Consider the following 12420-nt stretch of genomic DNA (forward strand, 5'->3'; position numbering starts at 1 on the left):
GTGGAAAACCCTTGGCTTCCGCGATCCCCGCCCCGCTACCGTCCCGGCCATGACCAGCCCCCGGCCCCCACGCGACCCGCGACCGACGACGACCCTCTGGCGCCCCACCGGCCCCGAGGAGCTCGCCCTGGTCCGCGCGCTCGACTGGCGCGCCTGGCCGCCCCGCCTGCCCGAGCAGCCGATCTTCTACCCGGTGCTCGACGAGGACTACGCGATCCGCATCGCCCGCGACTGGAACGTGAAGCACAGCGGCGTCGGCCACGTCACCCGCTTCGAGGTCGACACCGCCTTCCTCGCCCGCTACCCCGTCCAGCAGGCCGGCGGCCGCACCATCCTGGAGCTGTGGGTCCCCGCCGAGGAGCTGGACGACTTCAACGCCCACATCGTCGGCCCGATCACCGTCACCCACACCTTCCGCTGAGCGGAGACGGCCGGGACGAGACCCGATCCGGCGGCGGAGACGCGAAAGGGCCGTCCGGCGCGACCCCGCGCCGGACGGCCCCTTCCCGTCGGCGTCCCGTCAGCTCTTGCTGACCGCCGTCAGGATCTCCGGCAGGCGCTTCACCATCCGCACCGACATGATCTTGAGAGCGCCCCAGGTCAGCAGGACGCCGTAGGTCACGCCCAGCGGGAGCAGGAGCCACAGCAGCGCGTGCTGGTCGCTCACTCGCAGCCAGATCAGCAGGCCGACCAGCGGGGCGCACAGCAGCGGGCCCGCGAACATGCCGCCGAAGATCGCGGCGACCGCCATGCCGCCCTGGCCGGGCGCGATGTTGCGGTGCGAGTCCTGGGGGATCCCGTACGGGTACGTGACCGAGACGACCACGCCCAGCGCCAGCATCGCGCCCAGCAGCGCGAAGGCCAGGCCGAACACCTCGGGGAGCTGTGACCAGCCGCCGCCGATCAGGGCCGTCACCACGGCGACGACCACCGTGTACGGCACGGTGATCGCGCTCATCACGTACGCCCGGTCACGCAGCTCCGCGAACGCGTCCGCCGGCGACGAGATCGTCTGCGCCACCATCCAGAACGCCGACGAGTCCTGCCCGAACTGGTTGAACATCTGCATGCCCAGCATGCCCGAGGCGAAGCAGGCCCAGTAGACCGAGCCGGCGTCCTGGAAGGCGTTGAAGACCGGCACGAGCACGCCGATCGCCAGCACCGTCACCCACGAGGCCTTCGTCTTGGGGTCCCGCCAGATGTAGCGGAAGCACCGTTCCATCACCGCGCCGGTACGGCCTCCGGGCAGCATCCTGACGAGCAGCCCGCGCCCCGCCGCCGGGTCCTTGACCGTGTCCGGGGCCGCGCCGATCGTCGAACCGTCCGGCTCGACCATCAGCCGTACCAGGCTCCGTCGCCACCACCACAGCAGCACCCCGACCGCCGCCACCGAGACCGCGAGCCGCGCCGCGGCGAGCACGAGGTCCCCGTCGGACGCCGACCGCACCGCAGCCACCGCGGAGGCCGCCGGAAGCCAGCCCACCACCGAGGCGACGCTGTCGAGCACCGACAGGTCCTTCGCGCGGCCCAGCGCCTGCAGGCCGAAGTTGACCGCCTGGATGCCCAGCGCGATCACCAGACCGGACAGCAGCGCCATGTCCCGCCCCTTGCGGGAGGTCAGCAGCCGCACGTTCGCCGTGGCGATCGCCCGCGACAGCGCCACGCACACCAGCAGCACCAGCGGTACCGCGAGCACCGCGGTCACCGTCGCCGCGACGCCGTGCGCCACGGCGACGGCCGCCCCGAACGCCAGACAGAGCGTGAAGAGCGGGCCGGTGCCCACCAGGGAGGACACGAGCAGCGCCCGCACCAGCGGCTCCGGCTGCAGCGGCAACATCACGAGCCGCGAGGGGTCCAGCGTCTCGTCCCCGCTCGGCAGGAACAGCGGCATCACCGCCCAGCCCAGCGCGAAGACCGCGACCGTCAGCACCGAGACCGCCCCGGCCGCCGCGTTCCCCCGCAGCAGCAGGAAACCGAGCACCATGAAGGCGGCGAAGAGCAGCACGATCACCAGGGAGGCCACGAACGCGACCGTGCGCCCGCTCGACTGCCGCAGCCCGTTCCGCATCAGCGCCAGCTTGAGGCGGACGAAGACCGGGGTGAGCGACACGGGGGCCGCGGCGGCCCCCGCCCCCGCCACCGGTGCCGTCGTCGGCGCCGTCATCGCGTCTCGCCCTTGCCGCCCAGCCAGTCCAGCGAATCGCCCGCGGCGGCCCGCCCGTTGGCGCCCACCAGCTCCAGGAACGCCTCCTGGAGGGTGGCCGCTTCCCCCTTCACCTCGGCCAGCGGACCCTGCGCCCTGATCCGGCCGCCGGCCATCACCGCGACCCAGTCGCACAGCGACTCCACCAGCTCCATCACATGGCTGGAGAAGACGACGGTCGCGCCGGAGCTCGTGTACCGCTCCAGGACGCCCCGGATGGTCTGCGCCGACACCGGGTCGACGCCCTCGAAGGGCTCGTCGAGGAAGAGCACGTCCGGGTTGTGGAGCAGCGCCGCCGCGAGCCCGATCTTCTTCCGCATGCCGGTCGAGTAGTCGACCACCAGCTTGTGCTGCGAACCGGCCAGGTCCAGCACGTCGAGGAGCTGGGTGGCCCGCTTGTCGACCTCCGCGCCGGGCAGCCCCCGCAGCCGCCCGCTGAACGCCAGGAGTTCACGGCCGGAGAGCCGCTCGAAGAGCCGCAGCCCCTCCGGCAGGATCCCGATCCGCGCCTTCACCCGCGCCACCGACTCGGGGTCGTCCCACACGTCGTGGCCGGCCACCCGGATCCGGCCGGAGTCCGGCCGCAGCAGGCCGGTGATCATGGAGAGGGTGGTGGTCTTGCCGGCGCCGTTCGGGCCGACGAGTCCGATGAACTTCCCCGCCGGCAGCACCAGATCGATCCCGTGCACCGCGATCTGCTGGTCGAACCGCTTCCACACCCCCTCCACCTGCACCGCGGGCGCCGCACCGGATGATTCCGGTACGGCGCCCGTCGGTTCGAACGTCCCGTCAGATGCCTGGTCAGGCATGTTCCGCCAACCCTTCGGTTGTCCCCGTGAGGCGCTGTTCGCGCCGTTTCGGCCAGCCTAAGGGGCGAACCGGGGGAAACCCCAGGTCACTGGCGGCGTGCGCGCGATTCGGCCGCCTCGCGCCCGCACGCGTAGGCGAGCGCGCTGACCAGCTCCTCCGCGTCCGGCAGCCAGCGGTTGGCCGGGGTGGGCCGCCGGGCCCACTGCACCGCGCCCCGGCCGCCGATCCGGGTGGGCGGGGCCGCCACGTAGTGGCCCTCCCCGCGCGTGGCGAGGTCGAGCGAGGCCGGGGCCCAGCCGAGCTTGCGGATCAGGTCGGGCACCTTCGCGGAGGCGCCGGGCAGCACGAAGAAGAACATCCGGCGGTCCGGGGTGCAGGTCACGGGACCCAGCGTCAGCTCCATGCGCTCCATGCGCGCGAGCGCCAGGAAACCGGCCGCCTCCGGAACCTCGATCGCGTCGAAGGTGCGGCCGGTGGGGAGGAGGATCGAGGACTTCGGCTGCTTCGACCACATGCGGCGGGCGCCGACCGCGCTCCCGGTCGCCAGCGTCGCCCAGTCGGGCCTCACGGCGTGCGCGCCCGGCAGGGGGCAGTCGGCCGTGCCGCAGGAGCAGTGCTCCCGGCCCTCGACGGCTTCCAGCCAGGTCCCGGGAAACACGTCCCAGTGCCGCTCTTCCGCATACCGCACGGCGCTGTCGAGCAGCTGCTCGCCTCGCTGCTGGGGGATCTGTGCGGCTTCCGTCGTGACTCCGATGGTCTCATCCACGGTGAAGACAACTGCGCCCGTCACCTGGGGTTACGGGCACGGCGGCGCCGGGGGTGAGGCATCGATCCTGCATGCGGGGCGCATGGGTGCACGCGCGGGGGCGCGCGGGGGACCGGGGAGCGGGGGAGGGTACGGAAGAGGGCGGGGGCGGACACGGGACGGGGGCGGGACGGGGTCCCGCGGACCGCCGACCGACGTGTCCGGTTTCGCGTGTTCACATCGGCATTGACCGGATATCCGCAGGGCAGTGATCACTTCGTGTCCGTACCTGTCCCGTCTGGGGGTTCACCAATGGCAGCCAGGCCACTCGTGCCGCGACAGCCCAACGAACGGCTCCAGGCGCTCATCCAGGAGGCCGCGTGTTCCAACGCCGGCCTCGCCCGCAGGGTCAACATGGTCGGCGCGGAGCGCGGCCTCGACCTGCGGTACGACAAGACCTCGGTGGCGCGGTGGCTGCGCGGGCAGCAGCCGCGCGGCCGGGCGCCCGGCGTCATCGCCGAGGCCATCGGCCGCAAGCTGGGGCGCACGGTGACGATCGACGAGGTGGGGATGGCCAACGGCCGGAACCTCGCGGCGGGCGTCGGCCTCCAGTTCGCGCCGACGGTGCTCGGCGCGATCGAGCAGGTCTGCGAGCTGTACCGGAGCGACGTGGGCCGCCGCGACTTCCTGACCGGCTCCTCGGTCGCCGCCTCGGCGCTCGTGGAGCCCAGCAGGGACTGGCTGATCACCGGCGCGGACGCGCAGGTGGCGCGCGCGGCCGGGGCGCGGGTGGGCCGCGCGGACGTGGCGGCGGTACGGGAGATGACGGCGGCGCTCGTCGATCTGGACCGGCGCTTCGGCAGCGGGCACGTCCGCCCGGTGGTGGTCCACTACCTCGACAGCGTGGTCTCCGGGATGCTGGCCGGCTCGTACCGGGAGACGGTCGGCCGGGAGCTGTTCGGCGCGGTCGCCCGGCTGACCGAGCTGGCCGGCTACATGGCCGTGGACACGGGCGAACCCGGCCTGGCCCAGCGGTACTACATCCAGGCGCTGCGGCTCACGCAGGCGGCCGGGGACCGGGGCTACGGCGGCTACGTGCTGGCCGCGTCGATGAGCCACCTGGCGGCGGAGCTCGGGAACCCGCGGGAGATCGCCCAGTTGGCGCGCGCCGCGCAGGAGGGGACCCGGGGGCGGGTGCCGCCGCGCGCGGAGGCGATGTTCCTGGCGGCGGAGGCGCGCGGGCACGCGCTGATGGGGGACGTGCGGGCCTTCGAATCGGCGGCGGGCCGGGCCGCACGCGCGCTGGAGGCGGCCGATCCGGAGGCGGGCGACGACCCGGTGTGGATCGCCCACTTCGACCAGGCGTACCTCGCGGACGAACTGGCCCACTGCTACCGGGACCTGCTCCGGCCGGACGCGGCGGTCCGGGCGGCGGAGGAGTCGCTGGCCGGGCATCCGGAGGGGCGCGTACGGCGGCGGGCGATCGGGCTGGCGCTGCTGGCGTCGGCGCGGGTGCAGCAGCGGGAGGTCGAGGAGGCGTGCCGTACGGGCACGCGCGCGCTCGAACTCCTCGGCACCCTGCGGTCGTCCCGCGGCGCGGAGTACCTGGAGGACCTGAGGGACCGCCTGGAGCCCTTCGCGGCCGAGCCGGTGGTCCGCGAGTTCGAGGCCCGCGTGGAGGTGCACGCGGCTTAGGGCGTGCGGGGACAGTCCCGTCTGCCTCGCGACGCCGTGCGCGTGCTCCCGGAGCGGCGGGCGAAAGCCCTCGTGCCGGGCGCACTTGGGCCGGCGCCCGGTGCGGCGCGAGCGCGTGCACAGGTGTCGCGAGGGCGACGACGAGCCCCGGGGGGCGGACGGGGCGCGGGCCGGAGGCGTTCCGTACGAAGGGTGTTACCGGGCTCACACGTGTGTGCGGAGGCATGGGCGCACCCGGTAGCGTGGCCCGACGATTCCGTAGGTCCATCAGTAGGAGTCCCGGTGACGCAGAACGGACAGGGTCCGGAGCAGGGGGGCGCGCAGGCGTGGGGCGGTGCCTGGCCTCCCCAGCCGGGCGGGCAGCCGCTGCCTCCCGCGCAGCCGCTGCCGCCCGAGGCGCCGGCCGCCGGTGATCTCCAGGCCACGCAGTACATAGCCCCGGTGCCGCCGCAGCCGCAGGGCGCTCCGGGGACGATGCCGCCGGCCGGGTACGGCTACCCGCCGCCGGTGGCCGCCCATGGCGCCGACATGCAGGCGACGCAGCACATCGCGCCCGTGCCGGGCGGTGTGCCGCCGGTGGGTCCGCCGGCGGGGTACGGCTATCCGCCGCCGGTCGCGGCCCATGGCGCCGACATGCAGGCGACCCAGCACATCGCGCCCGTGCCGCCGCAGGGCGGGCCGGGCGGCGGTGGGCACACCCAGTTCCTGGGGACCGGGCCGCTGCCGCAGCAGCCCCCCGCCCCGGGGGCCTCGGACGCCACCCAGTTCATCGCGCCGGTGGCCGCGGGGCCCGTGCCGGGCGGTCACCTGCCCGGTGGTCCCGTGCCCGGCGGGCCGGGGCCGTCGCAGCCGCCCGCGGAGTTCGACAGCCTCTTCCGGGACTCGGCTCCGGCGCAGCCCGCGCCCCCGGCGTACCAGCAGCAGGCCCCGGCACCGGCGCCGTACCAGCAGCACCCCCAGCAGCACCACCAGGCGCCGCCGCAGCAGCAGTACGGCTTCCAGGGCGGGGGCGGCGGCTACCAGGCGCCACCGCAGCAGCAGGAGGCGTACTACTACGACGACGAGCCGGAGCCGCCGCGGCGGAAGTCGCCGGTCGCGCTGATCGCCGCCGTGGTGGTGGGCTGCGCGGTCGTCGGTCTGGGTGTGGGCGCACTGCTCAGCGGCGGCGACGAGGAGAAGCAGCCCACGGCCGGGCAGAGCGCCGCCCCGAGCTCGCAGGCCCCCGCGCCGAGCGGCGGTGCCTCCGAGGCGCCGGAGAAGCAGGCGGACCCGGCGGAGCCGCAGGCGAAGGAGCTGGACAAGCTCCTCGCGACGAGCAACGACAGCCGGGACGCGGTGATCAGCTCGGTCGAGGCGGTCAAGCAGTGCAAGAACCTCGACAAGGCGGCCGCCGACCTGCGCGGCGCGGCCGAGCAGCGCCGGAGCCTGGTGACCAAGCTCCGGACGATCGGCATGGACAAGCTGCCGGACCACCAGAGGCTGGCGTCGGCGCTCACGCGCGCGTGGCAGGCGTCCGCCGCGGCCGACGATCACTACGCGGGCTGGGCGGACCAGATGAAGGCCAAGGGCGCCTGCAAGGGCGGCAAGGCCAAGAGCACCAACCGGCTCAAGGCGGCGAACGACCAGAGCGGCGAGGCGACCAAGGCCAAGAAGGAGGCGGCCGGGCTGTGGAACCCGACCGCCGAGAAGTTCGGACTGTCGAAGCGGTCCGCCAGCCAGCTGTAGCCGGGGCGGCGGACCGGGGCGGGATCAGCCGCGGTTGGTGACGGTGGGGCCGACGTCGACGAAGCCGGGCTTCTGTGCGACGAGCCGGCCCTTGCGCACCACCTGGAACGTCACCTCGTGGTTGACGATCCGGGGGAAGTCCGGGGCGCCGAGCAGGTCCTCGTACATCCAGCGCAGTTTCGGGGTGAGGCCGCCGGTGTCCACCTGGGCGCCCCGGTCGAGGGCCTCGGCGATGCGCCGGGCGGTGACGACGTCCTTGTCGAGGGACTCGACGACCTCCTTGAGGACGGTGTAGGCGATCCAGGTGGTCTGCACGCCCGTGTCGGACGGGTCGACCCGGTTGTCGGCGAAGGCGTGCTCCCGGATGACCTTCCGCATCGGCTCCCAGCTCTTGTCGTCCGCGTCCGGGTACCAGCCGGTGACGTAGGCGCCCTCGAAGGGGCTGCGGGCGCCGCCGGTGCGGTCGATGACGGGCTGGCCGACGCTGCCGAGGACGGACGAGATCCGGACGGAGCCCTCGCTCTCGCCGTTGCCCTCGCCCTTGCCCTCGCTCTTGCTCTCGCCGTCGTTCGGCCCGGACCCGTCCACGGGCTCGGGCAGGCGGCGGAAGGAGTCGAAGAAGGTCTGGGTCCGCTCGCCGAGGACGGCGGCGACGCAGCCGTCCTCCGTACCGGCCTTCTCCCGGGCGCGGGTGGCCTGGGCGGTGTACTCGGTGGCGTCCTCGACGGCCGGGATGTCGAAGGCGCCGCGCTTGCTCTGCTTCTTCAGTCCGGCGTCGAGGAGCCGGGGCAGCCGGTCGCCGGCGAGGGTGTCCGGGCGCACCAGGGAGACCCGGCGGCAGTCCTCGGCGAGCTGCATGCCGTGGCCGGCGATGAGCGAGGCGAGCCCGCCGTTGACGGGGTACGAGAGGTGGCTGGAGAACTCGTCCTCGGTGAGGCCGTAGCCGCCGATGTACGGGATGCCGGCCGCTTCGAGGGGGGCCATGAAGGCGCGGCCGTTCTGGCTGTACGAGCCCACGACGGCGACCGCGCCCTCGCGGACCGCACGGCGGGCGCACGCGGCGGCGCCGGCCGGGGTGTTCTGTTCGTTGCAGGTGAGGACGCGCAGTTCGTGCCCGTCGATGCCGCCCTGGGAGTTGACCCAGCGCGCGAACGTCTGGGCCATGGCGGGCATTCCGGGCATGTTGGTCGCGCGGGTCTGGTCGGGGGCCCAGGTCATCACCGTGACGGGCTCCCTGGAGCCCCCCGTGGCACCAGGGAGCACGCCACACCCGGTGAGGAGCGACGCGCCGGCCGCCGCAGCGGTGACGGACGCGAGAAGTGAGGTCAGTCGCCTACCGGTCATGGGCATGCACCATTCCGCTCCCGGGGTAACGCGGGAGTGTGCACCGTTCAACGGTGGGTGACATGAAGGTGAATTGCGGGGGTCGGGGGCCCTAAGGGGAGGGGTGGAATCCGCTTGTCGGTGGGGAACCGTACGATCGAGCGATGTCCAGTTCCGCCCCCGGTTCCGTCCCCGGTCCGGTTAACTCTTCCCGTCGCGGCCGTCGCTCCTCCACCATGGGCGGCATGCCGCTCAACGACATGCCGTGGTGGCGCTGGCGCGCGAACGCGCGCTCGGCGCTGCACATGCTTTCCGACCCGGGGTTCCACCGGTCCGTCTGGCTCGCCGGCCAGGAGGGGTACGGGGACGTCACCGACGCCGTCTACCGGCTCGTCGAGGACACCTGGCTCGACAACTGGTCCGCCGAACGCTACGTCGGCGCGATCTTCCGGGACTCGGGCGAGGCCCAGCTCGTCGACGCCGCCGTCCTGCGGGTCCTGAGGATCCTGCACCAGGTCGGGCCCGACGCACCCTTCTCCGCGTACCAGGAGCACCCGGGCTGGCCCGAGGCGGTCCAGGCGGCCCGTGAGGCGCACGTGCGGCTCGCGATCGCCGACGGGGACGACCCGGACGTGCCGCCGCGCTCGCTCGACGTGCTGAGGATCCTCACGCGCGCGTGAGCCCGGGCGCGGGGCGGGTCCGGTGGACGGACGGCGGTACGGACCGGGCGGCGGGGTGTGGCACGCTGTCCGGATGACCGACCAGTACGTCCTCACCATCTCGTGCCCGGACAAGCAGGGCATCGTGCACGCCGTGTCGAGCTACCTCTTCATCACCGGATGCAACATCGAGGACAGTCAGCAGTTCGGAGACCGGGACACGGGTCTCTTCTTCATGCGGGTCCACTTCTCGGCCGAGGCGCCGGTGACCGTGGAGAAGCTGCGGGCGAGCTTCGCGGCGGTGGGCGACTCCTTCCAGATGGACTGGCAGATCCACCTCGCCGAGGAGCGCATGCGGGTCGTGCTGATGGTCTCGAAATTCGGCCATTGCCTGAACGACCTGCTCTTCCGGTCGTCCATCGGGGCGCTGCCGGTCGAGATCGTCGCCGTCGTCTCCAACCACACGGACTTCGCCGAGCTGGTCGCCTCCTACGACCTGCCCTTCCGGCACATCCCGGTGACGAAGGAGACCAAGCCGGAGGCGGAGGCGGAGCTGCTGGCGCTCGTCGAGGAGGAGAACGTCGAGCTGGTCGTCCTCGCCCGCTACATGCAGGTCCTCTCCGACGACCTCTGCAAGCGGCTCTCCGGGCGGATCATCAACATCCACCACTCCTTCCTGCCGAGCTTCAAGGGCGCCAAGCCGTACCACCAGGCGCACGCGCGCGGCGTGAAGCTCATCGGGGCGACGGCGCACTACGTGACGGCGGACCTCGACGAGGGGCCGATCATCGAGCAGGAGGTCGAGCGCGTCGGCCACGAGGTGACGCCGGACCAGCTGGTCGCGGTCGGGCGTGACGTGGAGTGCCAGGCGCTGGCGCGCGCGGTCAAGTGGCACGCGGAGCGTCGCATCCTGCTGAACGGCCGGCGCACGGTCGTCTTCGCGTAGCCCTTGAGCGGGCGGCCGCGCGTCGAGCCGGTGCCGCCGCTTCGCTGCGCGCGCTCGTGCCGCGCCGGTGTTTCGTTGTGGGCGCTCGTTCCGCGCCGCCGTTTCGTTGTGGGCATACGTTCCGCTAGGGCGGAACGGGTGGGCACAACGGAACGGCACCCTATGCGGGTGCTTCCGCTTCCGAGCCTGGACCCGCACCCCTAGGGCGACGCACCCATGCGCAACGTCAAGGCGCGGAAGGCCTGGGCGCGGCAAGGGCGCGCGTTCCGTGTGCCCACCCTCCCCCAAGCTCTCGGCTTCGCTCGAGCAGGGGGGACCCCCATCGCCCGAGCGGAACGTATGCCCACACGGGGGTGCGACGGAGGGCGCCGTCCGGCAGGGGCGCGCCGCGGCGCGTGAGCCGGACGTGTCGGGGCTAGAGGCGGCTCAGGGAGGCTGTGGCGGAGAGGACGTCCTGGATGGCTTCTCGGTCGCCGTCCTGGCCGGCCGCCGCCTCCCGCGGGGAGATGTGGCCCGCCACGAGCTGGCAGAACTCGACGCCGTCCATCGCGACGTGCGCGACCGTGTGGTCGGGGGAGCCGAGCGCGGCGGGGGAGTCCAGCGGGACGTACCAGTGGCCGCCGCCCGCGCCCTCGATCTCCAGGTGGAGCGAGCGGCCCGGCGCGCCCGCCGTGACGAGCCGGCGGGGCGGGGCCGCGTGGCCGGCGCGGCGGCGGTGGGCGACCGCGGCCGGGAGGAGCCGGGCCGCCAGGTCGATCATGGCGTGCAGGTGCGGGCCGCTCGGCGGGTCGTAGGGGTAGGCGACGGCGTTCGCGATGTCGTCCGCGTGGACCCAGCACTCGAAGGCCCGCTCCAGGAGCGCGTCCTTCAGCGGGAGGGCGAAGTCGCCGTAGGTGACCGTCAGGTCCGAGATCCCGCGGCCGGCGAAGGACACGGTCCGGACGAGCGCGTGGCTCTGGTCCCGCCAGGGCGCGCGCAGCGCCCGGTTCGGCGGCCGGTCCAGCGCGTCCCAGAACGCCTCGGTCCGCTCCGTCGGCGACAGCTCCGGCACGTCGGGCCCGAGCGGGTCGGCGAGGCCGAGCGCCCCGGACACCAGGCCGTCGACCGCCAGGAGGTGGCCGATCACCCCCGCGACGGTCGACTTCCGCCGTACCGGCCGGTCCTCCTCGTACCACTTGAGCCGGACCGGCGCGTGCCACTCCGACTCGCCGATGTCCCGCAGCAGCGCGTCGAGGCGGGCGGTCTCCGCGTCGTACGGGCTCGCCCAGCCGGGCAGCGGGATGCGGGCCGGGCGGCGGCCCAGACAGTTCTCCAGGACCCGCGACCGCAGCAGCGGGTCGAGGTCCAGGTCCCGGTCCTCGTGCAGCAGCGCCACCGCGTCCCGCAGCCGCAGTGCCTCGTCCGCGCACGGCGCGCACGCGGTCAGGTGGTCCTCGACGGCCCTGCTCTCCTCGCCCGAGCACGCCGACAGCGCCCAAGCCCCGAGGAGGGACTTGAGCACCGTGTGGGAGAGCTTCAGGGGGACCGCGCCCGTGAGGTCCGCGTGGTCGTCGGCGGCCTCCCTGGGGCCGGGTATCCAGGCGGCGCGTGCGAGGTCGTCGTCCTCGCCGTTCGCCCCGGTCACAGTGCCCGCCCGTAGCCGCCCGGCGGTCCGTCGAGGGGGCGGGTGTTCGCCGTGGACAGGAGCTGGAGGCCGAGCCGGAGCCGGCGGCGGGCCTCCTCGTGGCTGATGGACAGGTCGGCGGCGGTCTGGCGGTAGTCCCGCCGCTGGAAGTACGCCAGTTCGAGCGCCTTGCGGAGCGGGGCCGGCATGGAGGTGACGATGTAGTCGGCGCGGGCCGCGGCGGAGGCCCGGCGCACCTTGGCCTCCAGCTCCTCGGCCGAGCCGACGCCGGTCTCCGCGTACGCCGTCGCCTCGGTCTCGCGCAGCCGGTGCACGGCCTGCCGCTGGGTCAGCCGGGCCACCCAGGAGCGCAGGTTGCCCTGCCGGGGGTCGTAGGCGTCGGGGTTCTCCCAGATGTAGCCGAAGACCTCCCGGGTGACCTGGTCGGCCGCCTGGTCGTCGTCGAGGACCCGGTGGGCGAGGCTGTGGACGAGGGAGGCGAAGCGGTCGTACAGCTCGCCGAGGGCGGCGGCCTCGCCGCGGGCGAGCCGCTGCTGCATCCTGCGGTCCCAGCGGGGTGGTGTGTCGTTCGCCATCCGAGCCTCCACCTTCCGCTTCCGCTGAACACCTGTCGCCGAACGCTTGCCGATGTATGCCTGTCGCCGAACGCCTGCCGTTGCCCGCCGGTCGCCGAACGCCTGCCGTCGAGCG

11 protein-coding genes are annotated in these 12420 nt (G+C 73.7%); 5 read left to right on the forward strand and 6 right to left on the reverse strand.

Annotated elements, in window-relative coordinates; all coding sequences use genetic code 11:
• Positions 1 to 49 precede the first annotated feature (49 nt).
• A complete protein-coding gene (locus tag ACFYT9_RS08015) occupies positions 50 to 421 on the forward strand; it encodes a hypothetical protein (RefSeq protein ID WP_376605812.1) in 372 nt (123 codons plus the stop codon).
• 99 nt (positions 422 to 520) lie between these two features.
• Here ACFYT9_RS08015 and ACFYT9_RS08020 read toward each other — a convergent pair whose 3' ends face one another.
• The 3 genes from ACFYT9_RS08020 to ACFYT9_RS08030 all read right to left on the reverse strand — a co-directional run bounded on the left by ACFYT9_RS08020 (position 521) and on the right by ACFYT9_RS08030 (position 3779).
• Complete coding sequence (locus ACFYT9_RS08020) at positions 521 to 2164, reverse strand: transporter (RefSeq protein WP_389161729.1); 1644 nt, start codon at positions 2162 to 2164, stop codon at positions 521 to 523.
• On the reverse strand, positions 2161 to 3012 hold the full coding sequence (locus ACFYT9_RS08025; protein WP_387271576.1) for an ABC transporter ATP-binding protein: 852 nt from the start codon (positions 3010 to 3012) through the stop codon (positions 2161 to 2163). The genes ACFYT9_RS08020 and ACFYT9_RS08025 overlap by 4 nt, the downstream gene beginning before the upstream one ends.
• A gap of 86 nt (positions 3013 to 3098) precedes the next feature.
• Entirely contained in the window at positions 3099 to 3779 is a 681-nt protein-coding gene (locus tag ACFYT9_RS08030) for a bifunctional DNA primase/polymerase (protein WP_376595595.1), read from the reverse strand.
• A gap of 291 nt (positions 3780 to 4070) precedes the next feature.
• Between ACFYT9_RS08030 and ACFYT9_RS08035 the strand changes: the two genes are divergently transcribed.
• Positions 4071 to 5453, forward strand: coding sequence for a transcriptional regulator (locus tag ACFYT9_RS08035; protein ID WP_389161731.1), 1383 nt, complete (start codon positions 4071 to 4073; stop codon positions 5451 to 5453).
• A 282-nt stretch (positions 5454 to 5735) separates the two neighbouring features.
• Entirely contained in the window at positions 5736 to 7178 is a 1443-nt protein-coding gene (locus ACFYT9_RS08040) for a hypothetical protein (RefSeq protein ID WP_389161733.1), read from the forward strand.
• Between the two features lie 24 nt (positions 7179 to 7202).
• Here ACFYT9_RS08040 and ACFYT9_RS08045 read toward each other — a convergent pair whose 3' ends face one another.
• The gene (locus ACFYT9_RS08045; RefSeq protein WP_389161735.1) at positions 7203 to 8522 is read right to left on the reverse strand and encodes an ABC transporter substrate-binding protein; all 1320 of its coding nucleotides are present in this window, start codon (positions 8520 to 8522) and stop codon (positions 7203 to 7205) included.
• 143 nt (positions 8523 to 8665) lie between these two features.
• Between ACFYT9_RS08045 and ACFYT9_RS08050 the strand changes: the two genes are divergently transcribed.
• Together ACFYT9_RS08050 and purU are read left to right on the forward strand one after the other, a co-directional pair.
• Positions 8666 to 9181: a hypothetical protein gene (locus tag ACFYT9_RS08050; RefSeq protein ID WP_387271582.1), complete on the forward strand. Its 516-nt coding sequence runs from the start codon at positions 8666 to 8668 to the stop codon at positions 9179 to 9181.
• 73 nt (positions 9182 to 9254) lie between these two features.
• A complete protein-coding gene (gene purU / locus ACFYT9_RS08055; protein ID WP_387271584.1) occupies positions 9255 to 10106 on the forward strand; it encodes a formyltetrahydrofolate deformylase in 852 nt (283 codons plus the stop codon).
• 415 nt (positions 10107 to 10521) lie between these two features.
• On the opposite strand, the gene ACFYT9_RS08060 is transcribed toward purU, so the two are convergent.
• The gene (locus ACFYT9_RS08060; RefSeq protein ID WP_376595601.1) at positions 10522 to 11730 is read right to left on the reverse strand and encodes a maleylpyruvate isomerase N-terminal domain-containing protein; all 1209 of its coding nucleotides are present in this window, start codon (positions 11728 to 11730) and stop codon (positions 10522 to 10524) included.
• Entirely contained in the window at positions 11727 to 12305 is a 579-nt protein-coding gene (locus ACFYT9_RS08065) for a sigma-70 family RNA polymerase sigma factor (RefSeq protein ID WP_376595602.1), read from the reverse strand. Before ACFYT9_RS08065 ends, ACFYT9_RS08060 begins: the two co-directional genes overlap by 4 nt.
• Positions 12306 to 12420: the final 115 nt, after the last annotated feature.

The organism is Streptomyces sp. NPDC004435 (assembly GCF_042873895.1).
Lineage (GTDB): Bacteria > Actinomycetota > Actinomycetes > Streptomycetales > Streptomycetaceae > Streptomyces.

Excerpts from the sequence above, each read along its gene's own strand:
- ACFYT9_RS08015 (WP_376605812.1), top strand. The coding sequence starts at position 50 with ATGACCAGCCCCCGGCCCCCACGCGACCCGCGACCGACGACGACCCTC.
- ACFYT9_RS08020 (WP_389161729.1), bottom strand. The coding sequence starts at position 2,164 with ATGACGGCGCCGACGACGGCACCGGTGGCGGGGGCGGGGGCCGCCGCG.
- ACFYT9_RS08025 (WP_387271576.1), bottom strand. The coding sequence starts at position 3,012 with ATGCCTGACCAGGCATCTGACGGGACGTTCGAACCGACGGGCGCCGTA.
- ACFYT9_RS08050 (WP_387271582.1), top strand. The coding sequence starts at position 8,666 with ATGTCCAGTTCCGCCCCCGGTTCCGTCCCCGGTCCGGTTAACTCTTCC.
- ACFYT9_RS08045 (WP_389161735.1), bottom strand. The coding sequence starts at position 8,522 with ATGACCGGTAGGCGACTGACCTCACTTCTCGCGTCCGTCACCGCTGCG.
- ACFYT9_RS08035 (WP_389161731.1), top strand. The coding sequence starts at position 4,071 with ATGGCAGCCAGGCCACTCGTGCCGCGACAGCCCAACGAACGGCTCCAG.
- ACFYT9_RS08065 (WP_376595602.1), bottom strand. The coding sequence starts at position 12,305 with ATGGCGAACGACACACCACCCCGCTGGGACCGCAGGATGCAGCAGCGG.
- purU (WP_387271584.1), top strand. The coding sequence starts at position 9,255 with ATGACCGACCAGTACGTCCTCACCATCTCGTGCCCGGACAAGCAGGGC.